Below are 24,894 nucleotides of genomic sequence, written 5' to 3'. Positions count from 1 at the left end.
AGAGCAAAGCCTTCGGCTATGCGCTGAGCGAGCGCACCGCAGACGCGGCATCGACTACGTGAAATGGGCCATCGACTGCAGCGACGCGCTCGGCACGACGATGCTGAGCGGCCCGCGGCATTCGACGCTCGGCAAAATTCGGGAAGCCGGCCGAGCGCGGCGGAACTCAAGCGCTCGGTTTCCTCACAACACGCGATCGGCGATCATGCAGCAAAGCACAGCGTAATGATCGGGCTTGAGGCGCTGAATCGCCTCGAATGCTCTGTTCAACACGATGGACGATCTTGCGGCCCATATCGATGCGGTCGGACATCCGCATATCTGCGCCATGTACGACACGTTCCACAGCAAAATCGAAGAGACAGATCCAATCGGCGCGTTCACGCGAAACAGTGACCGCATCGTGCATGTCTACATTTTGGAGAACGACCGCCGCTTACCCGGCGGCAACATTCCCTGGGCAGAGAGGTTCAAGGCGCGACGCGCGAGCGGCTGCGACGGGTGGCTGACAATCGAGGCCTTTGGTCGAGGCCTCAAGGAGCTCGCCGCCGCGACAAGGTCTGGCGCGACTTTTCCGAGACACCGGAAGCGGTCTATCGCCAGCCTGAGCCTCCTCGAAATCCCTGGTCCGACCCAAACATCTACATCCCAAGCCCCAAGCTCTTGCCCCGCGAAAGCGACCGCTTCAACTCCATCTGCTGGGTGAGCTCCGCACGATGACCGCGGTCGGCAAGGCGAGCAACCTGGCGGATCCGCTCGACGTCCTCAACCTGATCGGGCCCCACTCGCTTCAGCTGCTCCGCGAGATCTGAGGGATCGGCGCGACCGAAGCGCGTTTCGATCGCAGTCACGATGTCCTTTGCCTCGGCAAGCGCCTGACGGCCCTCCGGTGTCGCCGCCAGCTGCTCGACGAACTTTGCCTTGTCCGTATAAGGCAGATCGTCGAGCTGGCGCAGCAGCGCTTCGCTCCGGCGGCTCGGCCCCAGAACCTCGACCCCGTCCTGCTTTTCCCGCTTCCAGCGCTCCGAGCCGCATTCAGCCGCAAGGCGACGCTGCCAGGTGTTGGCGGATTGGCGAACATGTGAAGCCAGCGCATCGATCCGCGAAAGCGCGTGCTTGCGTTCGGCGTTGTCTCCGAACAGGCCGGTCTTGCCGGCGAGCGCACCGATCGTCTCGGGCAAAGTGCTGAGTTGACTGGCAAGCGCGACCGGATCTGCATTCTCGTTCAGGATGCGGCCGCGCAACACGTCCATGGCCGCTGGCGCGTCCTTGAACACCTGCGGCGCGAGCTGCTTTGCCGCCTCCCAATCTCGGTCGAATGCCAGCATTGCCTTTGACCGTCCGACCTCTTCGACGCTCATCGCATAGGTCTTAACCGCCGCAACGAGCACGCGGCGTTCATCGCGACGTCCATCGACATTGGGGTCCTGGTGCGAAGAGCCGCCATCGGCGATGCTGCGGGCTGCGTGCGGCCGTGGTTCTTGCATTGGCTTGGGAACCGCCGTGTCCAGGATGGGCTGTATCCCTTTGCTGATTTCGTGAGATGCGACCTCACTCTCGCCCTGCCCCTGGCGATCCTCCATGCCGCGCCGATTGGCAAAGTCATGCGTGTAGTCGAGCGTCGTCTCCTTCACGCCTGAGCGGCTCAGTGTCTCTGTCAGGGATCGCTCCGTCTTGAACGCATCGATCCCTGCATAGAGCTGTACCGCCTCGCGATGACGGGTCATCGCCACGTAGGTCAGATGCCGGTCCATCGTCGTCGACGCCAGAACAAAACTCCGGTCGACGGTAGCCCCTTGCGTCTTGTGGATCGTCGTGGCGTAGCCGTGATCAAAGGCTTGGTAACGATTGACCGGTACGGTCACCTGGCGTTGCCCATCTTGCGTCTGCGCCTTGCCGTCAAGCCGAACCTGTATTGCGTCCGGTTGGACGGCGATCACCTCGCCCAGCATGCCATTCTTGACGCCGAGATCACGATCGTTCTCCAGGAAGACGATGCGGTCGCCGCGCGCAAAAGATCGCTTCCCATTGCTGGTCTGGTAGGTGAGTTCCTCACCACGATCATCCGAGGTGCCGGTGCTTCTTGAGAGCTCACCGCGCTCCTGCAACCGAGCGCGAATGCCGGCATTGATGGCAGCCACATCTATCCGCCGATGGGCCATGGCAATGCGCGTGTCGTTGGGATTGGCCGATCGGTCAGCGACGTAATCGGCAATGATCGCCTTCAGCACGTCGTCGCGGTTTGCTTTCAGCTGGATGTTGCCATGTGCTTGGTAGGCAGCAAGCCCGTCCGCAGTCCGATGCGAGGCAAAGTCGATCGAGGCCTGCTTTTGCCAATCGGCTTTTTGCCGGCGCACTTCCGACAGTTGCGCGTGACCGACGGCTTCGGCAATCGCCCGGAACGGCGCGCCCGCTCCGATCGCCTGAAGCTGTTCATGATCGCCGACCAGGACCAGCTTGGCGCCGGCCCGTTTGACCTCGTCGACAAAGCGGGCGAGCTGACGGCTTCCGACCATGCCGCCCTCGTCGATAACGAAGACGTCACGAGCATTCAGCCGACCGCGATCGGCCTGCCAGGAATATTCCCAGGACGCCAAGGTGCGGCTCGATATGCCGGACGATTGCTCCAGGCCTTCCGCGGCCTTGCCGGCCAATGCCGCGCCATGAACGCGATAGCCCTGCGCTTCCCAGGCCTGGCGGGCAGCTGCCAGCATCGTGCTCTTGCCGGCACCGGCAAAGCCGATCACCACGGCGATCTGAGAGGCGCCGGTGACATGCTCGATCGCCTGGCGCTGTTCCGCCGACAGCCCCTGCCCCGGTGAAGGATTTCCCGCCTGGATCGATCTGTCCTGTTCGGCGATCGCAGCATCGACATTGCGCTTCGCCACACCGTGGTTTTGGCGCGTCTTCATCGCAACAGTGGATGTTGCCATCGCGCCCTCAATCGTCACCATCTCGACCGTCGAATAACGTGCCTCTCCGTCACGGCCGCGAAGGCTTGAACTGTCGGGTCTGAGCTCGACCAGTGCCTTCGACGCCATGACCGCGGCAAAAGCATTCTGGAATGTCTGCGGATCGTCATTGATGTATCGATGCAAGGCCCTGGCAATGTCATAGCGGTTGAAGACGCTCTTCTCGTTGGTGATCAGCTTCAGGATCTCATCCGGGCGCCTCCGGATGGTCTCGGCATTTCGCTCGGCCGATTGCGGTGAGATGCGGACGCGCGAGACTGCCCCACCCTGCCGATTGATCTCAGTCGCATGCACACCGACATGTTCGCTCGGCTCGATCGTGATCCCGGCTTCCAGATGCGAACGATGATCGATGCGGATATCGAGCCCGGCCCTCTCAAGGTGCGTGTTGGCAAGATGCTCCCAGGCCTGTCTGATATCCTTCAGCTGCAGCTGCGATGGCGGCAGGTGATTGGCGAGAAGCCATCTGTTTTCCCGCTCGAGCAGCGTCTTGTCGCCAAGACCGGTTTCCCTCACCTGGCGCGTCGTCATCATCAGATGCGCGTGGCTGTTTCTGATGTCGCTTCCCTCGCCCGGCCGATGGATCGCGAAGTCGACGGCGGCGCCATAACGATTGGCCAGATGCAGCGCAAAGGCCCGCGTCAGCGCCAGGCGTTGATCCGGCGTCAATTCGTGTGGGAGCGCGATTTCGAATTCCCGTGCAATACGGGCGTCGCTGCGTTTCTCGGCACGCTCGGCGGCATTCCACAAGGCCGATCGCTTCATCGCCCAATAGGAGGAAGACCCAGTCGGCAAGACGATCTCGGCATGCTCGACACCTTTCCTGTTGCTAAAATCATGGGTCAGCCCATCACGCTCGTTCGTCAGCCGCTCGGCCGCACGATAGGCGGCGGACGCGACAGCGCTGCGGCCAGCGCTGCGGGCGATCGGCTTCATGCTGAGATGATAGATCGCCATCGCTTGTCCCCTTTGTTAGCGGGCTGCCGGCCCGCGCTTTGAGTTGCCCGGCAACTCGTAAGTGCGCCCTTGTGCCTTCGTCGCTTCGCGCCTTCGGGCACTGGTGGGAGCACGCGGCAATCTCCCGATGACCTCGTAAGCCGTTCAGCCGGTCGCTTCCACGCGCAGATTTGCGGGTTTCGAAGTGCTGCTCTTCGAGACAACTTCGATCCAGGCACGCCGGCGGCTCTGATCATCCATTCATTGCCGCGGCCAATGGCTCAATGGGACCAAGGGAGAAATCATCATGGCGCGCAAAACCATCGGCGAGCGGCTCGCCCAGCTGGAGGCCCAGCGAAAGACATTGCAGATCCGTCTCGGCAAGCAGGAGCGCGCCATCGACACGCGCCGCAAGGTGTTGATCGGCGCACTGGTGCTGCATCGGCTGGAGAATGACCGCGATGTGCAGATCGGCGGAGGACTGGCAGCCTGGCTCAGATCCGAACTGCCAAAGTTCCTCACCCGCGATGGCGACCGGGATCTGTTCGACGATCTGCTGAAGCCGCAGGCAAATGAGCCGACTATCGGCGATATCGGCAACGGGAGTGCAACATCATGATCCATGCCAACGAGATGAACAGTGAGACCTAGGGTCGCTAGTCCGACTTAGGTCCGGCTTTCCCTCGGCACAATCGGGCCTAGATTGTCCTGATGCTTGTTGAAAGGACGTCAGGGAGGTTCTAGCAATGTTGCCGACTCCAGTCAGAACCTCCCTGATGAATTGCCAAGTCGCCGAACCGTGTTGGAAACGAACAATGCAAAGAGTCGGGATAAAGCGAAGACTTCCCTCCGCTGATGCTTGTGGTGAGCGGTCAGGAAAAGCACAGGCTGGCTCGATCACTCGGCGACGATGTCGATGCCCCGATTATCAGGTGGCCGGTAGTGATTGCGAGGAACATATTGCGGGGATACAGACATGCCTTCATTCGGGCCAATGTCCACGCTAGGATAGCTCGGCCCGCCGGAGGCTCCAAATCATCGGTTGACATTCAAAAGGCAACGACATGCTCAAAACAATGGCAGTCGGCTTGGCCGCCTTGATCGCCATGTATGTTCTGGGCGGCATGAGCGCGAGACATGAGATCTTTCCTTGGCCACAACTTTCCGCGCTGAAGAAAATGGTTGGCGGAGAGAAGGCGGCGGCTCCAAGCCGTTATACGTTCGACGACAACGAACGACTGATCGGGGATGAATCAAAAACGCTTGTGGCCTGCCCGCCTCAGACTGACCGAACTGCTGTCTTACTCATTCTTGGCCAATCGAACGCGGCCAACTACGGTGGACAACGGCACCGCTCGAATTATGGCGCTCGCGTTGTAAACGCCTTTGACAAACGCTGCTTCATCGCGGCGTCGCCACTTCTTGGATCGACCAATACGAGGGGAGAGTATTGGACGCTTCTTGGGAACAATTTGATAGCATCGGGTCAAAATGACAACGTCATCCTCGCACCTCTCGCATATTCCGGATCTGAGGTCGCACGATGGGCGGCAGGTGGTGACTTCAATCCCGTGCTAGTCGATACAGTGAAACAGCTTCAGGGTTCCGGTTACCGGATAACGAACGTCCTCTGGGTGCAAGGAGAGGCGGACCTCGTTATGGGCACCACTGCGAAGGCCTACCAGGAACGTTTCATGTCGATGGTTGACACGTTGCGTCAGCACGGCGTCGAAGCACCCGTTTACATTTCGATTGCATCGAAATGCCTCGAACCGAGCAACGGCGGCTTCAAGGAGCATATTCCAGACAATGCGATCGTACGGGCGCAACTGGCCCTGTCAAAAAGCAGCCATGGTATCCGAGAGGGGGTAAATTCTGATGCGTTACTCGATGGAGACGACCGCTACGACGATTGCCATTTCGGGGGCACAGGCGGGGAGAAAGCGGCCCGGGCCTGGCTGAATCTTCTGCGCGGCGATCGCCATCTGGAAACCTCGCAATAGTCAGGCGTTGGAGCCTGAACAACGCTGTCGGTACAGGCCCGGCAGGCGTATTTGGGACGGCGGTGACGAGGACGCGTGCACTGCGCTGGAACGACGCCCAACCGTTCGGACACGTCCTCGCCAAGCCATGCAAGCCTCCGCCGCAGAGCAGATGGGGGCTTTCCGGCTCGATGATCTCCTCGATACGAGGAAGATGGACGGGCCGCAATTGGCGGCGCGTGTTTTGGGGTGCTGCTTGCCTGAAGGGCTATCGGCCTCGGCTCTGCATGAACGGTCGCGATAGCTGTCTCAAGGTCTTCCACCGCGAGATCCCTTCGCTTGTCCATGGAAAGGCGATCACAGATCAGGGCGGCGAGAACAATGTGGGAGCAGAAGACGGACCGCTCGATGTGCTATCGCGTGTACGTCGTGAATCAAATGCCGAACTTGCGACTGTCAGCACTTCTTGTTCTTGAGATCGTGCCTGCCTCGGCAAGGACGCTCCTCCAAACAATGAGCATACCAGGCGAAGGCGCGTCCGCGCCGGCGCCAGTTCGCGCACGGCTTGACCGGTTAAAAGGGCAGCCGCAGGAGGGTTAGCGGAGCGCCGCTCGGGAACGAGCGGAACCCGGGACCGACTGCCCCCGGCAAGCCGTTCCGCTTTGGGCGGACCCGTGGGCTCCCTCGCCTCACCTGGCCGGCCGAGCCAGTGACCTCGCGATATCGACGATGTCATCGCGCGAGGCGGTTGGGTCGTCCTTGCTCCACGCAACACCGAGCCCGATCCTGAAGTCGATGCCTCTGACAGCCTTCAGTTCGAAGTCCCGGTTCGGCAGGCCCTCGGTCCATTCCGGCGCAAAGCCGATGCCAAGGCCGGCAGAAACCAGCGACACCAGCGAATAGGTGTCGTCGCAGCTATAAGCGATGTTGCGGGTCAGATCGTATTCCTCGAATTTCTCATTGAAGTACCGCTCTGTGTAGGAGAGGTTCTTGCGATTGAAGGCGATGATCTTCTCCCCGCGCAGATCCTCGATGGAAATCTCTGCCTGCTCCGCCAGTGGGTTGCTCCTCGCCACCGCCAGCAGATAACGCTCATGGGCGATCGAGGAGAAGCGCAAGGAGCCGATGTTTTCCACCGGCCGGATGAAGCCGAGATTGATCTGGCCGTTTTCCAGGCCGCGGATGATGTCGCCGGTATTGCCGCTTGATATATGAATGCGGATATCCGGGTACTTGCGGGCGATCTTTCCAAGGAACGCCGGCAGCACGCCGGTGGTCGCCGGATAGACGGTGCCGATCCTGATCTGCCTTATCGTCTTGCCGGCCACCGCCCTGGTGATCTCGGCGGACAGATCGACCTCGCTGAGGATCCCGACGCAGCGCTCGTGGAAGATCTCCCCTGCCCGCGTCAGTTCCACCCGTCTGGTCGAGCGGATGAACAGCGCGCAGCCGAGCTCCCGTTCAAGCGCCTGCACATGGTTGGAGAGCGCCGGCTGGGCGATGCGCACCTTGGCGGCCGCCCGGCCGAAGTGCAGTTCCTCGGCCACCGCGACGAAGTAGGAGAGCTGGCGTAGTTCCATGAATGCCCTGTCCCGACGACGTCTCACGCCGCCCTCGCGCTTCAGCACTGAGCTAGGCTATAGTCGCCGTTGATAGAATCAGCTCGCGCGGGAGGTAGCCCCCGCAAAGTGTGCATACGACGCAAAAATCGCCATGTCAAGGCGAATTCGATATGGGGAAGCGATTTTGTTGCCTATTCAGTGTAAGATGGCGCGAACCGCGCTGGAGATGGGCGTGAAACAACTCGCCGATGCAGCCGCTGTCTCAACAAATACGATCGTGAGATTTGAGCGCGGCGAGGATCTGAAGCCGAGGACAATCGCAGCCATTCGGACAGTTTTAGAAGAAGCAGGGGTTATATTCCTCGATGGCGATTACTCTGGGGTCGGTGGTCCCGGAATTCGGTTGAAGGCAATGGAATGACGCACGGCAAGTCCACAGCGCTGGTCGAACTTATAGTGCGGTTCGAATCCGCTCTTCACGCGTTTTGTGTGCCCATGATCTCCTGCAAGACGTCCCGAAGTCGTGCGTCCTTGGCCGATAAAATGGCGTCTCGCAGTTTCAGGAGGCTGGGCGCATTGACAGAACGTCTCATCCGGAGCGATCGAGTGTTTTTCGAGCAGGACCGTCGCGTCGGCATCGTTCAGGGCATCGAACGGGCTCAGCGAATACTTCGAACAGACCGGCAATCAGATGCACGGTTTACCGCCGTCGCTGAAGTTGAGGTGGCTGGCGTGCTCCTGCAAGCCAGCCACCTCACTCGTTGACTTTCCTGACGAGGCCTGGAATGTGGCGCGACATTTCCAATAGAAGGCGCGACCTGTCAGGTGGCCTCGAGGATCATGTTGAGGGGCGTCTGGGCTGCACGCCGGATATGAGTGAAACCGCCTGAGCGGATCACCTCGGCCAATCGCCGCTCTCCCGCTTGCGCACCGAGTGCCAGCCCTGTCTCCTGCGCAAGCGAGGTCGGAACGCAGATCATCGTCGAGGCGGAGTAATAGAGCCGTCCAACCGGATTGATATTCTCCTCCAGCGTATCTCCGGCCATTGGTTCGACCACCATCCACGCACCGCCCTCCTTTAACGCCTTTCGGATATGAGCCGCAGCGGCTTTCGGGTCGCCCATGTCGTGCAAGCAGTCGAAGCAGGTGATCAAATCGAAATCTCGCCCGTCGAAATCCTGCGCCCTGCCGACTTCGAAGTGCAGGTTCGTCAACCCGTGTGCCTGGGCGTGCGCGGTTGCAGCGGCAATCGAGCCCGGATGGAAGTCGTAGCCCACGAACCGGGAATTGGGAAACGCCTGCGCCATCAGGATCGTCGATAGCCCGTGCCCACATCCAACGTCCGCCACCTTCGCACCGGCTTTCAACCTGTCGAGGACACCGTCAAGCGCCGGCAGCCAGTCCTGCACAAGGGCATTGACATAACCTGGGCGAAACAGCCGCGCGACGGCGCAGAACATGCAGCCAGCCTGATCGCCCCAGGCAACGCCTCGGCCGGTTTTGAAAGCGGACTGCACCTTCGGCTGGTTTTCGACCATCGCAGCAGCGGTATCGAACGCGCCGATCAGATTGACCGGGCTGTCCGGCTCGGCAAACACGAAGGCCTGTTCGGGCGTCAGCGAGAACAATCCTCGCTCATGGTGCACATAACCGGAGGCAGCCTGTGCCGCCAGCCACTCGCGCACATAACGAGGTGCGCATCCCGAGGCATCGGCAAGTTCGTCGGCCTTAACCGGCCCGGTCTCCTTCAGCGTCCTGTACAGCCCAAGAGCATCCCCGATCCGGACCAGAGGTACGCTGACCGCTCCGCCAAGGTCGCCAAGGACGCGGCCCACGAGTTCATTGAGCGTTGTTTCGTTTATTTCCGTCACGTGAATTCCTCCCGGTGCTCGGATGGCGTCCTGCCATCCGTGACGCCGAGGATGAAGCTTGCCGTCTCGGCGGGCATGAGGCGGTTGTCCCGCGTCTGCGAAGAAATCCCGCTCCTTGGAGGGACACATGTCCCATTGGCATCGGAGGAGGTCTATCCACCTGCAGAAGCGGGACTATCGGGAGAGCGCGACGACGATCGCTTGCGAGCGGCTATGCACGCCGAGTTTGCTGAATATCACCGACAGCTGGTTTCGCACGGTCTTTGCACTCTTGCCAAGCCGTTCTGCGATCGCGCGGTTGTCTAGCCCCTCCGCAACGAGGTCGAGAAGGGCGGCCTCGGCGGGTGTCAGACCGGCCTCATTGACCGCACGCGGCCGCACCGACCGATCCTGCCCGAGAAAGGCAGCAAGTTCCGTTTGAAACACATTCCACGCGGGCTCGTCCGGCAAGAGCACATGGTTCTTGCTCTCAAGCGGCACGAAGCTCGCGCCCGGAATCGCGGCGGCGAGCTTGCAACCCTGATCAAACGGCACGCGCATGTCACCGCGGCTGTGTACGATCAACGTCGGAACGCTCAGCATCGCCGCAAGATCCAGCACATCGATCCCCTGCATCTGCCAAAGCAGTTGTGCGGCGACGTCGGCCGTTGCCGTTTGCCGCTCGAGATCGCCCCACCAGCGATGCTGTTCAGGCGTGCCGTCGGGGATAAAGAGATTGGTGAAGAACCGGCAAAACGCCGGATTGTCGCGTCCCCAGCCGACGCGAACGAAATTGACAAGGGTCTCGGCTTCCAGCCGCTCCGCCTCGGTCTGAGCTCTGGCGCGGGCACCCTGACCATAGGCGTTCAAAAGCACCAGATGCGATACTCGCTCGGGATATTTGAGGGCATATGCGATAGCGAGCGCGCCGCCCTGCGAAAGACCGAGGAGGACGAAGCGCGGCTCCTCGATCGACGCCGCCACGGCAGCAAGGTCGGCGTGCCACGCTTCGACCGAGAGGTCAAAGACATGCCGGTCCGACAGGCCGCAGCCGCGCGGATCATAGCGTACAAACCGGTTGTGGGCGGACAGTGCCTGGAGCCACGGCCGCCACACCGGGCTTTCGAGATCGTAATCGACATGGCTCAGCCAGTGCGCCGCCCGCAGGATCACCTGACCCTGCCCGCAAGAGGCCATGGCAATACGGGTGCCGTCCTCGGCTGTAGCGAACCGTATGGTCTGACTGAGTTTCATCGGTCGAGAATATCGCAGCCGACGATCGCATAACAGACCTATCTCCTACGGGGGCGATTCCAATTGATCCAGCGATGGCCTGTAGTTTGTGAATTTCATGATATGCCCAGTCTATGCGAGGATAAGGCCGGCAGCTTTGCCTGCCGCAGCCATGACGGCAGCGTTGGTGTTGCCGCTGACGATCGTTGGCATCAGAGACGCGTCTACGACCCGCAAGCCTCGTGTACCCCAGACCCTGAGGCTGGAATCCAGGACCGCATCTGGGTCGCTGTCTTGACCCATCTTGCACGTGCCGACAGGGTGATAGCCGGTTTTAACAGTGCGCTTGCAATGAGCGGCGAGGGCCTCGTCACTTGTCGCGTCCGCGCCAGGGAATATCTCTTTTTCGATCAGCTCACGCATGGGGGACGCTTCGAGAACCGTCCGGGCGAACCGGAACCCTGCAATGGTCAGGCGCAGGTCATCGGGATGGCCGAAGATCTGGGTGTCGACGATCGGGTTTTCGAATGGATCGCTTGAGGCCAACGTCACCGATCCTCTCGCCTTTGGACGAAGCAGAAGCGAGTTGATCGTGACGCCATCACCGGGTTCGGTGCCCATGACGTCCCGGTCCAGGTAGACGGTCGGCACACAGAACATCTGGATCGTCGGTCGATCGTTATTGCCGTCAGGGTCGTAGAACGCGCAGGTCTCCACCCCAGTCGTCGACACCGGACCCGTCTTGAACATGAGATACTGCAGCCCAGCTTTGATCATCGGCCAGCCTCGGTCCGCACCGTAATAGCCAAACGCCCCCTTCGTGGTTGCAACGACCGGGCACTCGTAATGATCCTGCAGGTTTTTGCCGACGCCAGGCAGCACGACTTTCTTCTGGATATTATGCTTGGTGAGTTCGTCATCCGGTCCAACACCAGAAATCATCAGCAGTTTTGGCGTCTGGTAGGCTCCAGCGGCAAGAATGATCTCCCCCGCGCTCGCGGATTTCCGGCTCCCGTTGCGTATGTAATCGACGCCAGTCGCGCGATCGCTTTCCATCCTGATCGAGGTGACGGTCGCTTCCGTCTCGATGGTCAGCAGCGGATCGCTCATCACCGGTGCGAGGAAGGCATCGACGGCGCTGGACCGCCTTCTGGTCTTCCAGTCTATGGTATGCTGCATGAATCCGACGCCAAACTGATGTGCGCCGTTGAAGTCCGGGTTGTAGGGGATTCCCATGGCTTGCAGGGTTTTCACGTAGGTCCGTGTCATCGCACTTGTGTGTCCAAGATGTGAGATCTTCAGCGGCCCGCCGACACCATGGAAGTCGCCGGCAAGATGATCATTGTCCTCCTGCGCCTTAAAATATGGAAGCAGGTCGCCGTAGGACCAGGCGCCGTCATTGGATCCTTTCGGCGTAACCAGTTCGTTCCAAAGATCAAAATCCGCCTCCTGTCCGCGCATGTAGACCATCGCGTTGACGGCACTGCCGCCACCTAGAACCTTGCCCTGCGGCACAATGGGACCACGGCCGTCCAGTTGGGGCTGCGGCTTCGTTTGATGCATGGCGAGATATGTGTCTTTGGCAAGGAACTTCATATACCCGGCTGGAAAGCTCATGATCGGATTGGCTTTTGCGGGTCCGCGCTCCAGAAGCAGGACGCGCGCCTTGCCCTCGCGCACCAGTTTCTCGGCGACGACGCAGGCGGAGCTTCCTCCACCAACGATGATGTAATCGTAACGGTCACTCGCAGGCATTGGGAACTCCGTAATCGATATCAGATGCTGGAGGGGCGCATGTGGATGCTGCCAGAGATGGCTTCACCGGATTTCAAAACCTTGAGCCCGCCAAGGTCGGGCATATTGTGGCCGTTGGCCAGATGGCTCATCGGCTCAAAGCAAAAGTAGTCACGCTTGAAGCTCGTATCGAAAGTCGTATCTGATACGAACACAAAGGCGTGCTTGAAAATGGCGTCGGCAGTTAAATGGAGCGATGTATTCCGCTCCGGCCAAGTGATGAGTGCTTCACCACTCCAATCCTCGAACCCGTTGTTGACCCAATGTTGGGGCAGCGACGCCGGAGAACTAAAATCCAGCTCCTTCGGTATTTCGGTCTGGTGGCCTGGCAGCCATCCTTCGACTTCCGTCCAAAACTTGCGAGCCGGAGCAAGCAACGTCGTCTTCGGCGTCATCGGAAAGTAAGGATGCCAGCCGAGTCCGAACGGCAGTGAGCGTTGGCCACGATTTTCGACCGCAAGCGTCATGGTCAACCCTTGTTCGTCGAGGGCGAAGCGCTGCCGGGCTTGGTATTCGTATGGGGTGCCTTGGCCCTCGTGGGCGAACACCAGTTCAACCGACGTCGGTGTCCTCCGTCCGATAGACCAGTCCGCCTGCCAGCCTTCGCCGTGCAGATAGTGCTTGTCCCAATCCGTGTTCAGGCGGAAGTGATAGTCGCTTCCTTCAAACGAGAATTTATTGTCTTTCACTCTGTTGCCGAATGGCACAAGCGGGTAGCAGGAAGAGCCAAGCGCATCGACGTCGTCGGACAGGCAGGGACGCAGAAGCGCTGTCCTGGCCGACCCGACATCTCGCCAAAAGCCGAGCACAAGCCCTCCTCTTGTCGAGACGCGAAGAGACAGCGGCCCTGCCTCAAGGCTTACAATGGACATGAGATCAGCTCTTGTTACGGGACATGCTGCGCTTGATCGCCTGGATGTTGGCGAGCACCGCGATGACGATGATCAGACCGCGCACAACCTGCTGGAAGAAAGGATTGATGCCAAGCAGGACAAGGCCGTTACCGATGAGGGTGATAACGAGCACGCCCAGAAGCGTGCCAAGCATCGAGCCCCGCCCGCCAGACAGCGAAGTTCCTCCGACCACGACTGCTGCGATAACGTCGAACTCGAGGCCGGTCGCTGCGGTCGCGTTGCCCGATCCTAGTCGTGAGAGCAGGAGAATACCGGAAATTGCCGCCATTGCACCGGCGATCGCAAACAGCGCGACGCGTATCTTGGAAACACTGATGCCGCTCAGAAACGCTGCGTGAGCATTGCCGCCGATTGCGAACACGGACCTGCCGAAAGCTGTCTTTCGGCTGATGAAGGTGAACACCGCAAACAAGATCAGCATGATGATTGCGGCAGGCGGAATGCCAAGAAACGAACGATCAAGGGCGTCCAGGGTATCGTTGCGACCGATAGAAACGGGCAGCGCATCGGTCACGAACAATGCAGTCCCGCGAAGAGCACTCCACAGACCGAGCGTGCCAACGAAGGACGGGACATCGAAGTATGCTCGCAGAGCTCCGGCGATCGAACCAAGCATAGCACCGACCAAAATCGCAAGCGCGAAGGCGATCGGAGTCGGAACGCCCCACTGAAGCAGAAACGCAAGCACGACTGAAATGAACGCCACCATCGGACCGACGCTGACGTCGATTTCACCTGCAATGATAATGAGCGTAGCCGCCCACGCAGCGATCCCGATCGTAGCCGCGTCTCGGAGGATGTTGATCTGGTTATTGAACGAAAGGAAACCGTTCGCGGTGGCTGTAAAAACGACGTAAAGTATTACGATCGCAACGAACAAACTGAGTTCGTTCATATGTTGCGACAACGAGAAACGAGATCTTGTTCCTTCGGTCGCCGATTCCGACTTTGCAGTCTGGTCGAGTGACATATCGCGTCTCTCCCTCAATGTCCGGCGATGCAGGCGGCCATCAAGGCGTCCTGATCGATCTTGGGTGATTTGAATTCTTCCTTGAGGGTCCCGTCCCTGAGGACCAGCACTCGATCGCAGACGAGCGGCAGTTCCTCAATCTCGCTGGAAACGAAGATCACGCTCCGCCCTTCCGCTGCAAGCTGACGAATGATGGCGTAGATCTGAGCCTTCGCTTCGACGTCCACGCCTCTGGTGGGCTCGTCTAGGAGCAGGACGCGGCTGTTGGCGTAAACCCATCTGCCGATAACGACCTTTTGCTGGTTTCCGCCCGACAGCGTGCCGATCGGGGTGTTCGTCTGGGCTGTCTTGATATGCAGGCGCTGGATCACCTTGCGGGTGGCATCCGCCATCATCTTGGCAGATAGGGTTCCGTGCTTGCTGACGCCGGCAAAATTTGTCGAAAGCGTATTCTCGTCGACACCGAGAAGAGGAACGATCCCCTCTTCTTTCCGGCTTTCGGGCGTATAGGCGAAGCCCATGGCAATCATTCTTTTGTACCGGCCGGGTTGAGCGGCCTGACCGTCGACGAGGACTTGCCCGTGATCGTAGGAGCGGACGCCCATGATTGCCTGAAGGAGCTCTGTCCGCCCGGAGCCTAGAAGCCCGGCAATCCCGAGCACTTCTCCAGCCCTGAGTTGAAAGGAAACGGAAGTCAGCTTGGGCGCCAGGGCGATGTCTCGAACTTCCAGAACGGTGTTCTCTTGGCTTCGATTGTCCAATGCCGCTGCCTTTGAAGCCTCGGCGCCAAGCATGAGCCGAACGATCTCTCGAGTATCGGCGCCCTTGACGTCGACAGTATCGATGATGCGCCCATCGCGCATGATCGTGGCTGAATGCGCAATCTGGCGGATCTCGTTCATTCTATGGCTGACATAAATGACCGCGATGCCTTCCGAAGCGATGCGGGTCACCGCCGCCATCACCTTCTCGGCTTCGGCGGCCGCAAGCGAACTGGTCGGCTCGTCGAGAATGACGAGTTTCGGCCGTCCAAGGAGGACGCGAGCAATCTCGAGGAGCTGGCGCTCAGCCGGGCTCAGGCTTGCAACCAGGGCATTGGGGGTACGGTTGAGCCCTAGTCGTCGCATGGCCGCGGATGCTTCCGCTTCCATGTCGGCGTATTGGATGACACCGCCCTTCCTCGGCCAACGGCCAAGGAATAGGTTTTCCGCAAGCGTCATGCCAGGAACGAGACTGAGTTCCTGGTAGACGACCCGAACACCCTTTTCGAATGCATCCTGAGCGCGGCTGGATCCCGAGTGTCGCAGTTCCTCGCCGTCGATCATCACGGTTCCGCTATCGGGGATTTCAGCTCCAGTGAGGAGTCTGATCAGCGTCGATTTGCCCGCGCCGTTCTTGCCAAGTAGCGCCCTCACCTCTCCGGCCGCTACTGAAAACGATGCGTTGTCGAGAGCTAGCACGCCAGGATATTGACGTGTGCACCCCGCAATCGATGCGATCGGATGGGAAGCGAGTTCGGCCGTTCGCGATGTCTGTGTCATTCAATTTCCACCTCCGAAAAGGCGCCGCCGGTCGTCCGGTGGCCTCGACGCTCGTGACTTGGGAGGTGAGCTTACGGAATGCCGTCGGAGTGGGCCTTCAGCCACGCCTTGCCGTCTTCGGAAGATTTGTAGAGATCGATGTTGTAGGCAACCTTGATGCCTTCCGGCGGTTGCCCGTCGATCGACTTGATGGCCTGAGCGAGCGCAAGCTTCCCGAGACCTTGGCCGGAGATATCGACAACGGCCTTGATGACGGTGAAGTCGGCCAGCTCCTGAGCGATCTCGGTCGTCATGTCGCCACCGAAGACGACAACCTTTCCGGTCTTACCCTGGCTCTTTACCGCACGAGCGGCACCGAGTGTTGCACCACCTGCCTCGCCGAAAAAGGCATCGATATCAGGGTTCGACGACAGCATCGTGCTTGCTACCGAAACCGCCTTGTCAAGGACAGCGCCTTCCTGGTTTGCGACGATCTGTGCGCCTGGGACCTTTGCCTTCAGTGCCTCCTCAAAGCCCTTGCGGCGAGTCACGCACACCTCCACGAATTCGCAGTTAAGGACGGCGATCTTCGGCGCATCGTTCTTTTCCGCGATGAAGTAGTCGGCTGCAGCATCACCAAGCTTGTGACCGAAATCATAGGGATCGCCGACAGCGTAGGCCGAGATATATTCCTTCATGTCGGCGTCGTTGAGGCATGTGTTGTAGCAGACGACCGGAATGCCGGCTTCATGAGCGCGGCGGATCGCGCGATTCGAACCATCGGCGGAGACAGGCGATACGATGATGGCCTGCACGCCCGATGAGATCAGAGAGTCGATGAACGAAGATTCTTTGCTTACATCACCCTGAGCGTTGGTCTCGACGATGTCCAGCTTGCGGCCGGCATCATTCGCGCCGGTCTGGATGCCTTTGCGAACACCTGCATAAAACCCCTGAGCATCCATGTAGATGGCGCCGACCTTCAGGTCCTTGTCTTGCGCGAAAGCTGACGTGGCATGTGATCCAGCAATTGTGGTGAGCGCCAGGATCGCGGCGCGTACGATGAGCTTCATTGCTCCCTCCCGTTATCTTCAACGACAGGCTCCATGGCGGAGCCAACCGACCAGGCGAATTTAAGTTAGGTATGATTATTGTCAATATAAATAGTATTTATTTTTTTAAAGATATGGCGGGCGGCTCTTTTCGTGTGCTACAACCCAATTGACGCGGCGCACAGAAACAAGGCCTGAAAAAGAGTTTCCGGTCGTCGCAAGTTTCGGATAAGCCGCAATAGGGGTTATGGGAGGCAGCCAGTGATAATCTCACGCAACGAGTGGAAGCTCACCGACGGGGGCATCGAGATCGCATCTCGCGGCAAGCGTTCCGTTCGCGAGGCATTGCTCTCCAAGTTCGTAGAACGGATTGTCTCCGGCGCGTTGCCTGAGGGTTCTACGCTCCCCAATGAAGCGGACCTGACCGATCAATTCGGCGTCAGCAGAACGACGTTGCGCGAAGCCATGCAGTATCTATCGGCAATCGGGTTGATCCGGTCCAGAACCCGAGCCGGAACCACGGTGCTTCCGCGAGAAAACTGGAACTACCTGGATCCGCTCGTTCTTGACGTAATGCTTTCCCTCGGTGGCGATGAGTCCTTTTATACGTCACTGATCGACGCCCGTCATTTGCTCGAACCCGCCGCTGCGGAGCATGCGGCAACAAAGGCAACCGCCAAACAGCTGGCCCGAATTGCCCAGGCATTCGAGGACATGGTCGATGCAAACGCCCGTGACAACGAGGAATGGAGCCGGGCGGACCTTGAGTTCCACACAGCGATCATCAATGCCAGTGGTAACTGGGTCTTCAGGCAGTTTGCGAGCGCCATTCGTGCCGCCCTCCTTGCGAGCTTTCGCCTCACGAACCGCGCCAGTCAGTCTCACGAACAGGCCATTCAAAAGCACCAGGACGTTCTGGAAGCGATACGCGTTCGCGATCCAGTCGCAGCCAGAAAGGCGATGGAAACCTTGATCGGCGTTGCGAGAGCGGAAATAACGGACGCGCTTCGAAAGAACAAAGGGAGCCGCTAAGGCAACAAGAGTGCTTCGCTCAGCGATGGGAGAAGCTGGATTCAACGCGCGAGCATGCAGGCGCCGCCACGGGAGGCCTTCGCTCCCATCCCAAGCCCTGTTCATCGGTCTGTCGTCTCTAATTCAGGAGGCGATCATAGTTGCGGCAATGACGGCCGTCGCTATCCCAAACGATCGTCGCACCTGCTAGCGCTTGAGTACGAAGCGAAATCACCGCAACGTGACGCTGTACCTCCGTTGACTGTCGCTGAGCTCACGGTCTTGTGGCAAGAGCCAGGAGGCCATCGTAAAGCGCGGTGGCAAGCGGGTCGACATCCGGTGCCTCCTGATGGAGGCGGACGAGGATCGGTCTCAGCCAGTTCCTCGATGCCGGAGCCGACCGGTTGAGCTACCGCAGCATTATCAGCGGCAATAGCTTTTCAAGATCCTTCGGCGAGCAGTCATAGTGCCGCCACAGAATTCAGCCCAATCAAGCTTGTTCAACAAGCGGAAGGCGACAGATGAGATTGCTGGCTCTCGTGGCTGCGGCCTTTTTGCTGACGGTCTTTCAGACTCAAGCCCAGATCTATGGGCCGTATGACGGATATGACGACTTTGACGGATCCGGTTACGACGATCCATACAGCCCCTATCCGCCACCACTCGATTACGATCCAGCGCCTCCCTATCAAGAGCCCCTGCATGATCGCATGCAACCGCCGACAGGACGTGCAAAAGGAACCATCGAAATCGTGACGAGCGAGCATACGCTCATTTACACCGCCCCTTGGGGCGAGCAATTCGCTTACCCCATCGCGGTCGGCCGTGAGGGCAAGCAATGGTATGGATCTACGCGGATCGTGTCGAAGCGAGCGCATCCTGAATGGCGACCCACGGCCAGCATGCGGCAGAAGAACCCTCGGCTTCCAGCGGTGGTGAAGCCCGGCCCCGCCAATCCGCTTGGAACCCGCGCGATCTATCTCGCCGATGGCCTGTTGCGCATCCACGGCACCAACGACCCCTCGTCTATCGGCACCAACGCGTCGAGCGGGTGCTTTCGAATGTACCGTCAAGATGTTGAAGAGCTTTACGAGATCGTGCAGCCGGGAACGAAGGTCATCGTTCGGCGCTAACTGTAGCCGATCGATCGCTGATGGACCTCTGCGGATTGGCGTTGGAATCTAACTCTCGATACGCAGCTTGCGCGCCAGGGCCTGAAGTTCCTTGAACCCTTCGTAACGCTTGTCATGAATATGAGGGATCGGCCCTTCTGATGGCAGGAATGTCGTTTCGACCGCCGAGAGTGTCGTCATCGCTTCGCGTACATCCGCAAACAGACCGCCGGCGACAGCGCCCAGGATGGCGGCCCCCAGGAGCACCGGTTCCTCAGCATTTGTCGCGATGACCGGCTTACCGCTCGCATCGGCAAGCAGCTGGCGAACGAAATCGTGCTGGCCGGCGCCACCGCTGATGACGATGTTTTCAATGGTAACGCCCGCATCGACCTGCGTCTCGATGATCTGCCTGAGGCCGTAGCCGATACCGCAAAGCCCTGCCACGTAAAGAGAGACCAGGCTGCCGATATCGTCCTCCATCCCGAGACCAGCAATGATTGCGCGGGCATGCGGATCGGCAAAGGGCGCGCGGTTGCCGAGGAACTCGGGAACGACGTGCAGTCCGCTCGCAAGCATGACGGCGTCGGAAGAACGGCCCGCCTTTCGGGCGGCCATATCTGCGAGCAGAACCGGCAGCGGAACGCCCGCCCTCTTCGAAAGCTCCCGCGCTTCCGCGGCAGCCGGATGGAAGGCGAGCAGTTGGTCGATCGCCGCGCCGGCGGCACTCTGGCCACCCTCGTTCAGCCATAGTCCCGGCACCATGGCCGAATAATAAGGCCCCCAGACACCGGGCACGAACGACGGTTCAGCTGTCGATGTCATCGTGCAGGAGGAAGTGCCGAAAACATAGGCCAGATTGGCTTGTGGATCGGTACCGATGCCAACGGTTCCTATTCCGCCCGCATGGGCGTCGATCAGTCCGGCAGCGACGGGCGTTTCCGGCTTCAGGCCGAGCTCGCCGGCCGCAGCCGTGGTCAGTCCTCGACCGAGGGCCGAACCGGGCTCGACGATAGCCTGCCCGATGCGGGCAAACTCTTCGTCGGCGAGCGTGCCGAGGCCGATCTGATGAAAATAATCGCCATCCCAGCGCTTTTCATGGGCGAGATAGGTCCACTTGCAGGTGACCGTGCAGGTCGAACGCGACAGATCGCCGGTCGCTCTCCAGGTCAGGAAATCTGCAAGGTCGAAGAATTGCCACGCGGCATCAAAAACTTCAGGGCGATTTTCCCTCAGCCAGAGGAGCTTGGGCGTTTCCATCTCAGGCGAGATGCGGCCGCCGACGTAACGCAGGACGTCATGGCCGAGCGCATTGATGCGCTCCGCCTGCGGGACGGCGCGGTGGTCCATCCAAACGATGACGTCCCGGTTCGGATCTTCCGAAGGCCCGACCGGAAGCGGCTTGCCGCCTTCGCCGAGGACGACGAGCGAACAGGTGGCATCGAACCCCAGCCCCATGACGGACGCCGGATCGACCCCGGCCGAGGAAACCACCTCGCGCACTGCCGCGCAAACCGCCGCCCAGACCTCGGTGCTCGATTGCTCAACCATGGAACCCGGTTCGTGAAACAGGGTGATATTCCGCTTGGCGGACGCAAGCATCCGGCCGGTCAGGTCGAACAGGCCGGCGCGGGCGCTGCCGGTGCCGACGTCGACGCCGATGACATGTTTGGCATCTGCTTCTGGCGTGCGAGATGTGTCGCTCATGGTCTCTCCTTTGAAGTCGGCAAGGATCAGGCTAACTGCAGTCTGGGGCCGGTGTTTACAGATCCACGCTATTCGGCAGAATCACAAGATCGCGGACAGTCACATTACGCGGTCGCGACAGCATGAAAAGGACGGCGTCGGCCACTTCTTTCGGCTGCATCAGGCTGCCATTGGCCAGCGCTTCCTCCATTTTCGCCTTCGGCCAGTCGTCGAGCAAGGCTGTGACGACAGGTCCTGGCAGCACCGCACCGACGCGCACGCCGTGCTGAGCCACTTGCCGGCGCGTGGAATGGACGAAGGCCTGAACTGCGAATTTCGAAGCTGTGTAGATCGGCTCCCACGCGACCGGCACGACGCCTGCGATCGAGCTCGTAAACAGGATGTCGCCGGACTTCTGGGCAACCATGTGCGGCAGCACCGCATGGACCGAGCGGAAGGCCGCGTTGATGTTGAGGTTGAGCATGCGGTCCCAGGCATCCGGATCGCCTTCGACAATGGGACCGCCAATATAGGCGCCGGCATTGGCGTGGAGGATGTCGAGCCCGCCGGCCACGTCAAGAATGCGAGGCAATATTCCCGAGACCTCCTTTCCATCGAGAAGATCGATGACGAGCGGCAGAGCGCCTCCGCCGATCTCCCTGCAAAGAGCTTCGAGCTTGTCCTTGGCGCGGTCGATGAGCACGACCGTTACACCTGCGGCGTGGAGAGTGCGCGCACATTCCAAACCGATGCCCGATGCGGCACCTGTAATGGCGGCAACCTTGCCTTTCATGAGATCAGTCACGAGGAATATTCCTTGCAGAAGCGGGATGGGACGCGTCCATGGCTGCCACGAGAGCAGGGTTTATGCCCGAACCAGACGCCATCGGGTGAGACCGCGAATGAAAGCCTTTTGCGCCGGAGACCCTCACAGCGTGCCTCCGATATCCTCCAGGATGGCGACAAGTTGCTCCGCCCCCATGGCAACGGCAAATGCTCCAGCTGTCACCAATGTCGTATGCCGGTCAGGTCTCGGATCGGCCGGGTCGACAAATCCGACGGCCGTCATTCCTGCGGAAACGGCTGCCGCCACGCCATGACTGCTATCGTCGATCATGACGCATCTGGAGGGACGGGCTCGAAAACGCTCCGCGCAGTGCAGCAAGAGATCGGGCGCGGGCTTCGGCCGGGCGACGGCTTCGGCACTGAAAACCTCCTCTCCAAATGCGCTCCACAGATCCAATATGCCCAAGCTTTTGCGAAGCCGCTGCATCGTGCTGTTTGACGCAACGCATTTTGGTCGCTGAAGTCCGTAGACGACATCGGCAATGCCGGGGATCGGCAGCAACGAGCGTGAAAACTCTTCGAATAGACTCTGGTGCCATGTTTCAAACAATTCGGGGATATCGATAATCCCGTAATCGCGCCGGCACATCTCGCCGATGATGCTTTCTGAATTGCCGGTAAATTTGAGATGAGCCTCTGTGGCGGTGATCGCAATGCCGGCACCTTGCAGAGTTTCCGCCAAGGTGCGGCTGGCGATCGGCTCGCTATCGATCAGCACGCCGTCGCAATCGAAGATCACGAGATCAATGCTTTCCAAGCCTTGGTGGTCCGGCATACCGGGGCAATCGACGCGGTTATCGAGCATCTCTCACCTCCGCGCCTGCAATGCGAGATCCGGCCGATCCGTGGTGATCTGCCGGATCGGTTTGGCAAGCCAGTATTCGAGATCTCCGATGTCGTTTGGGACCCAGGCTCCAAGACGGTCGACCGGCACGAGTTCGGTAATCTGCTCCCATTGTGCCGTAAGCAGCGACTTCTCGACGGCGATGATATCGGAGCATTCCTTCAGCAAGCTGAGGCCGTTCATCAGACCGAGACGCTCGGCCGACTTGGAATCGAACGACGACAAAGTGCGGATATGCGGAGCAACCCTGCGTATGTCGACGAGCACGTCCGGATGAAAGCTGGTGAGAATTGACCTCTTCGCCAGGTCAAGGCGATCGACCGCAGCGGCTGCCTTGGCGGCAAGCCCCTCATAGGGCGTTCCGTCGGCATTGGTTTTCAGTTCGATATGAAGCTCGAGCGACGTGTCCTTGAAGACGGCGAGAACTTCTTCCAATGTGGGAATGGTCTCCCCGTCGCTCTCTTTGAGCCGCACCGCGCGATTTTCGCCGGGGTGAAGGTCGGCGACCAGCCCGTCGGCATCTGTCGTTCGCTCCAGCGTCGGGTCGTGAATGACAAGCACTTCTCCCGCGCGCGTCAGGTGAATGTCGAATTCGACACCGTCTACCGGCATTTGCGCGAGTTTGCGAAAGCCCGAAAGACTGTTCTCGGGCCAGAGATTGCGACCACCACGGTGGCCGATGATATGCACCATTGTCTGAATATCCTTGAAATTCGGGATGTTACTTTCCGGAGTCCACCAGTCCCTTGGTGAACCAGCGCTGCATGAAGAGAATGACGGCCGCAGGCGGAAGCATGACGAGAAGTGCCGCACTCATCGCGATGTTCCAGGCAGGTGCTGAGTCCGAGACGGGAACGAGCTGCTTCAGCCCAAGGACCGCAGTTCCCATCTCCTTGTCCGTGGTGAAAAGCAGCGGCCACAAATACTGGTTCCAGCCATAGAGAAACAGGATGATCGACAGGGCCGCGATATTGGCGCTCGAGAGTGGAAGGAGAATGTCCTTGAAGAATTTCAGCGGGCCGGCTCCATCGAGCTTGGCCGCCTCGCAAAGTTCATCGGGAACGGTCAGGAAGAATTGCCGGAAAAGGAAGGTCGCGGAGGCAGAGGCGATGAGCGGTAGTATGAGGCCGGCGTAGCTGTTGACCATGTTCCACTTCAAGGATGTTTCGATACTGTATCCGGTGAGCCCTTCAACGACACCGGAAAGACCGATCGACCCGGCCAACCAGCGCAGCGGCCCGGCGGCATCGGCGACCGCTTCATAGGTCGGGATGATGCGGACTTCGACTGGAAGCATCAGCGATACGAAAATGAGCCAGAATGCCGTCATGCGAAACGGGAAGCGAAAATAGGTTACGCCGAATGCTGCAATCAATGAGATCGCCAGCTTTCCGATCACGATGCCGGCAGTGACGATGATCGAATTCAAAAACAACTGCGAGAACTCGCCTTGCTGCCAGGCGGCGGCAAGGTTTTCGAGAAAATGCGGGCCTGGGATGACCGGGAACGGTGCCTGCTGAACCTCCTGCAACGTCAATGAACCGGCGACGAAAGCGAAGTAGAGAGGAAGGCAGACAAAGACCGCGCCAATCAGCAGTATGGCATGGCAGAAGATCGAAAGACCGAGATGACGTTCGGGCATGATTACACCTGGTAATTGACCTTGCGCTCGAGGGCGCGGAATTGAACGATGGTGAATAGGATGGCGATAAACATCAGCAGCACGGATTGTGCGGCCGACGACCCGAGGTCCAGTTGCACGAAACCATCCTGGTAAACCTTGTAAACCATGCTGTTCGTTGCACCGGCCGGGCCGCCGCGCGTGACCGCGTCGATAATGCCGAAGGTCTCAAACAGCCCGTAGACGAAGTTCATCACCACAAGGAAGAAGATCGTCGGTGAGATCAGGGGAAGCGAAATTGTGAAGAAGCGCCGAACGGGTTTTGCGCCATCGAGCTTTGCCGCTTCCAGCAGCGAAACGGGCACGGCCAACAGTGCGGCGACGAGAAAGATATAGTCGTAGCAGACATTCTTCCAGACCGACGCGATGGTCACCAGGAGCTGCGCATCGAAAGGACGCCGGTTCGGATCCCATTCGAAACCGAGCCCATGCAGAAATTGAGCGACCGGTCCGACCGCAGGATTGAACAGGAAGGCCCAGATCACGCCTGAAATCACCGGGGCGATCGCGTAGGGCAGAAGGATTATGCTTTTATAAATTCCCCTGCCCCTGACCACGAAATCGGTTGCGAATGCAAACAGACCTGCAAGCACAAGCGTTGCAACATTCTGTGCGAGGGTGAACCAGAGGGTGAATAGCGCACTGCTTCGATATTCCGGACTTGCGAACAGATTGTAGAAGTTTTTCAGCCCGACGAAGATTTGCGTGCCGCCGAACGGGTCGACCTGAACGAAGGCCAACGACAGTGCCTTGTAAGACGGTATGAAAAAGAAGAACAACAGGATCAGCAGCTGCGGCGCGACAAGTCCGAAGGCGAGCCACGGCCTGTTGAAGTGAGCGGACTTCAATCCAGCATCCGACGACGGCGCGATCAGGCGGCCCGCCGAAAGAGCGTGCGGGATGCGAAGGCGCCGGGTGGCGCCCCCCAT

At 59.6% G+C, this 24,894-nt stretch carries 21 protein-coding genes and 2 pseudogenes; 7 read left to right on the top strand and 16 right to left on the bottom strand.

Annotation, left to right across the window (positions count from 1 at the left end; genetic code table 11):
• Nucleotides 1-28: 28 nt before the first annotated feature.
• A pseudogene (locus AC245Y_RS32065) lies at nucleotides 29-720 on the top strand (sugar phosphate isomerase/epimerase family protein); the annotation flags it as partial.
• Here AC245Y_RS32065 and traA read toward each other — a convergent pair.
• A complete protein-coding gene (traA, locus tag AC245Y_RS32060; protein ID WP_017997130.1) occupies nucleotides 642-3,929 on the bottom strand; it encodes a Ti-type conjugative transfer relaxase TraA in 3,288 nt (1,095 codons plus the stop codon). The pseudogene AC245Y_RS32065 and the gene traA overlap by 79 nt on opposite strands.
• A 286-nt stretch (nucleotides 3,930-4,215) precedes the next feature.
• Here traA and AC245Y_RS32055 point away from each other — a divergent pair, with 286 nt between their 5' ends.
• Nucleotides 4,216-4,527, top strand: coding sequence for a hypothetical protein (locus tag AC245Y_RS32055; RefSeq protein ID WP_017997128.1), 312 nt, complete (start codon nucleotides 4,216-4,218; stop codon nucleotides 4,525-4,527).
• A gap of 445 nt (nucleotides 4,528-4,972) precedes the next feature.
• Nucleotides 4,973-5,911: a sialate O-acetylesterase gene (locus AC245Y_RS32050; protein WP_012760137.1), complete on the top strand. Its 939-nt coding sequence runs from the start codon at nucleotides 4,973-4,975 to the stop codon at nucleotides 5,909-5,911.
• A 2-nt stretch (nucleotides 5,912-5,913) separates the two neighbouring features.
• Here AC245Y_RS32050 and AC245Y_RS32045 read toward each other — a convergent pair.
• Together AC245Y_RS32045 and AC245Y_RS32040 are read right to left on the bottom strand one after the other, a co-directional pair.
• Nucleotides 5,914-6,222: pseudogene (locus AC245Y_RS32045) on the bottom strand (IS66 family transposase zinc-finger binding domain-containing protein); the annotation flags it as partial.
• 357 nt (nucleotides 6,223-6,579) lie between these two features.
• Nucleotides 6,580-7,470, bottom strand: a complete 891-nt coding sequence (locus AC245Y_RS32040) for a LysR family transcriptional regulator (protein ID WP_017997126.1) — start codon at nucleotides 7,468-7,470, stop codon at nucleotides 6,580-6,582.
• A gap of 187 nt (nucleotides 7,471-7,657) precedes the next feature.
• Here AC245Y_RS32040 and AC245Y_RS32035 point away from each other — a divergent pair, with 187 nt between their 5' ends.
• Nucleotides 7,658-7,873: a transcriptional regulator gene (locus AC245Y_RS32035; protein WP_171815749.1), complete on the top strand. Its 216-nt coding sequence runs from the start codon at nucleotides 7,658-7,660 to the stop codon at nucleotides 7,871-7,873.
• Between the two features lie 155 nt (nucleotides 7,874-8,028).
• Nucleotides 8,029-8,217 carry a hypothetical protein gene (locus tag AC245Y_RS32030; RefSeq protein WP_128407259.1) on the top strand — a complete coding sequence of 63 codons (189 nt, stop codon included), beginning with the start codon at nucleotides 8,029-8,031 and terminating at the stop codon, nucleotides 8,215-8,217.
• Nucleotides 8,218-8,273: 56 nt separating this feature from the next.
• Here AC245Y_RS32030 and AC245Y_RS32025 read toward each other — a convergent pair whose 3' ends face one another.
• The 7 genes from AC245Y_RS32025 to AC245Y_RS31995 all read right to left on the bottom strand — a co-directional run bounded on the left by AC245Y_RS32025 (nucleotide 8,274) and on the right by AC245Y_RS31995 (nucleotide 16,806).
• Entirely contained in the window at nucleotides 8,274-9,323 is a 1,050-nt protein-coding gene (locus tag AC245Y_RS32025; protein WP_017997123.1) for a class I SAM-dependent methyltransferase, read from the bottom strand.
• 174 nt (nucleotides 9,324-9,497) lie between these two features.
• A complete protein-coding gene (locus tag AC245Y_RS32020) occupies nucleotides 9,498-10,556 on the bottom strand; it encodes an alpha/beta fold hydrolase (protein WP_020487144.1) in 1,059 nt (352 codons plus the stop codon).
• A gap of 111 nt (nucleotides 10,557-10,667) precedes the next feature.
• Entirely contained in the window at nucleotides 10,668-12,290 is a 1,623-nt protein-coding gene (locus AC245Y_RS32015) for a GMC family oxidoreductase (RefSeq protein ID WP_012760142.1), read from the bottom strand.
• 20 nt (nucleotides 12,291-12,310) lie between these two features.
• A complete protein-coding gene (locus tag AC245Y_RS32010) occupies nucleotides 12,311-13,201 on the bottom strand; it encodes an aldose 1-epimerase (RefSeq protein WP_026157688.1) in 891 nt (296 codons plus the stop codon).
• A 4-nt stretch (nucleotides 13,202-13,205) separates the two neighbouring features.
• Nucleotides 13,206-14,213 (bottom strand): ABC transporter permease, encoded by a 1,008-nt coding sequence (locus AC245Y_RS32005; RefSeq protein ID WP_017997120.1) that lies wholly within the window; start codon nucleotides 14,211-14,213, stop codon nucleotides 13,206-13,208.
• A 14-nt stretch (nucleotides 14,214-14,227) separates the two neighbouring features.
• On the bottom strand, nucleotides 14,228-15,754 hold the full coding sequence (locus AC245Y_RS32000) for a sugar ABC transporter ATP-binding protein (protein ID WP_012760145.1): 1,527 nt from the start codon (nucleotides 15,752-15,754) through the stop codon (nucleotides 14,228-14,230).
• A gap of 71 nt (nucleotides 15,755-15,825) precedes the next feature.
• A complete protein-coding gene (locus AC245Y_RS31995; protein WP_012760146.1) occupies nucleotides 15,826-16,806 on the bottom strand; it encodes a substrate-binding domain-containing protein in 981 nt (326 codons plus the stop codon).
• 240 nt (nucleotides 16,807-17,046) lie between these two features.
• Here AC245Y_RS31995 and AC245Y_RS31990 point away from each other — a divergent pair, with 240 nt between their 5' ends.
• Nucleotides 17,047-17,817 carry a FadR/GntR family transcriptional regulator gene (locus AC245Y_RS31990; protein ID WP_017997119.1) on the top strand — a complete coding sequence of 257 codons (771 nt, stop codon included), beginning with the start codon at nucleotides 17,047-17,049 and terminating at the stop codon, nucleotides 17,815-17,817.
• 500 nt (nucleotides 17,818-18,317) lie between these two features.
• Complete coding sequence (locus AC245Y_RS31985) at nucleotides 18,318-18,929, top strand: L,D-transpeptidase (RefSeq protein WP_017997118.1); 612 nt, start codon at nucleotides 18,318-18,320, stop codon at nucleotides 18,927-18,929.
• A 48-nt stretch (nucleotides 18,930-18,977) separates the two neighbouring features.
• Here the strand turns inward: AC245Y_RS31985 and AC245Y_RS31980 are convergent, their stop codons facing one another.
• The 6 genes from AC245Y_RS31980 to AC245Y_RS31955 form a co-directional block, all read right to left on the bottom strand.
• Nucleotides 18,978-20,615 carry an FGGY-family carbohydrate kinase gene (locus AC245Y_RS31980; protein ID WP_017997117.1) on the bottom strand — a complete coding sequence of 546 codons (1,638 nt, stop codon included), beginning with the start codon at nucleotides 20,613-20,615 and terminating at the stop codon, nucleotides 18,978-18,980.
• Between the two features lie 55 nt (nucleotides 20,616-20,670).
• The gene (locus AC245Y_RS31975; protein ID WP_017997116.1) at nucleotides 20,671-21,399 is read right to left on the bottom strand and encodes an SDR family oxidoreductase; all 729 of its coding nucleotides are present in this window, start codon (nucleotides 21,397-21,399) and stop codon (nucleotides 20,671-20,673) included.
• A gap of 123 nt (nucleotides 21,400-21,522) precedes the next feature.
• Nucleotides 21,523-22,245, bottom strand: a complete 723-nt coding sequence (locus tag AC245Y_RS31970) for an HAD family hydrolase (protein ID WP_017997115.1) — start codon at nucleotides 22,243-22,245, stop codon at nucleotides 21,523-21,525.
• Between the two features lie 3 nt (nucleotides 22,246-22,248).
• A complete protein-coding gene (locus AC245Y_RS31965) occupies nucleotides 22,249-22,977 on the bottom strand; it encodes a glycerophosphodiester phosphodiesterase family protein (protein ID WP_017997114.1) in 729 nt (242 codons plus the stop codon).
• A 28-nt stretch (nucleotides 22,978-23,005) separates the two neighbouring features.
• Complete coding sequence (locus AC245Y_RS31960; protein ID WP_012760153.1) at nucleotides 23,006-23,926, bottom strand: ABC transporter permease subunit; 921 nt, start codon at nucleotides 23,924-23,926, stop codon at nucleotides 23,006-23,008.
• Between the two features lie 2 nt (nucleotides 23,927-23,928).
• On the bottom strand, nucleotides 23,929-24,894 hold the full coding sequence (locus AC245Y_RS31955; RefSeq protein ID WP_017997113.1) for an ABC transporter permease subunit: 966 nt from the start codon (nucleotides 24,892-24,894) through the stop codon (nucleotides 23,929-23,931).

Source organism: Rhizobium sp. SRDI943 (assembly GCF_057653695.1).
The sequence above is the reverse complement of the archived record's forward strand: the minus strand, read 5'-3'. Positions and strand labels throughout refer to the sequence as shown.

Bases quoted from the DNA above. Each gene is read 5' to 3' on its own strand.
- traA (WP_017997130.1), bottom strand. From the start codon at position 3,929: ATGGCGATCTATCATCTCAGCATGAAGCCGATCGCCCGCAGCGCTGGC.
- AC245Y_RS32055 (WP_017997128.1), top strand. From the start codon at position 4,216: ATGGCGCGCAAAACCATCGGCGAGCGGCTCGCCCAGCTGGAGGCCCAG.
- AC245Y_RS32050 (WP_012760137.1), top strand. From the start codon at position 4,973: ATGCTCAAAACAATGGCAGTCGGCTTGGCCGCCTTGATCGCCATGTAT.
- AC245Y_RS32040 (WP_017997126.1), bottom strand. From the start codon at position 7,470: ATGGAACTACGCCAGCTCTCCTACTTCGTCGCGGTGGCCGAGGAACTG.
- AC245Y_RS32035 (WP_171815749.1), top strand. From the start codon at position 7,658: ATGGCGCGAACCGCGCTGGAGATGGGCGTGAAACAACTCGCCGATGCA.
- AC245Y_RS32020 (WP_020487144.1), bottom strand. From the start codon at position 10,556: ATGAAACTCAGTCAGACCATACGGTTCGCTACAGCCGAGGACGGCACC.
- AC245Y_RS32015 (WP_012760142.1), bottom strand. From the start codon at position 12,290: ATGCCTGCGAGTGACCGTTACGATTACATCATCGTTGGTGGAGGAAGC.
- AC245Y_RS32010 (WP_026157688.1), bottom strand. From the start codon at position 13,201: ATGTCCATTGTAAGCCTTGAGGCAGGGCCGCTGTCTCTTCGCGTCTCG.
- AC245Y_RS32005 (WP_017997120.1), bottom strand. From the start codon at position 14,213: ATGTCACTCGACCAGACTGCAAAGTCGGAATCGGCGACCGAAGGAACA.
- AC245Y_RS32000 (WP_012760145.1), bottom strand. From the start codon at position 15,754: ATGACACAGACATCGCGAACGGCCGAACTCGCTTCCCATCCGATCGCA.
- AC245Y_RS31995 (WP_012760146.1), bottom strand. From the start codon at position 16,806: ATGAAGCTCATCGTACGCGCCGCGATCCTGGCGCTCACCACAATTGCT.
- AC245Y_RS31985 (WP_017997118.1), top strand. From the start codon at position 18,318: ATGAGATTGCTGGCTCTCGTGGCTGCGGCCTTTTTGCTGACGGTCTTT.
- AC245Y_RS31980 (WP_017997117.1), bottom strand. From the start codon at position 20,615: ATGAGCGACACATCTCGCACGCCAGAAGCAGATGCCAAACATGTCATC.
- AC245Y_RS31970 (WP_017997115.1), bottom strand. From the start codon at position 22,245: ATGCTCGATAACCGCGTCGATTGCCCCGGTATGCCGGACCACCAAGGC.
- AC245Y_RS31965 (WP_017997114.1), bottom strand. From the start codon at position 22,977: ATGGTGCATATCATCGGCCACCGTGGTGGTCGCAATCTCTGGCCCGAG.
- AC245Y_RS31960 (WP_012760153.1), bottom strand. From the start codon at position 23,926: ATGCCCGAACGTCATCTCGGTCTTTCGATCTTCTGCCATGCCATACTG.
- AC245Y_RS31955 (WP_017997113.1), bottom strand. From the start codon at position 24,894: ATGGGGGGCGCCACCCGGCGCCTTCGCATCCCGCACGCTCTTTCGGCG.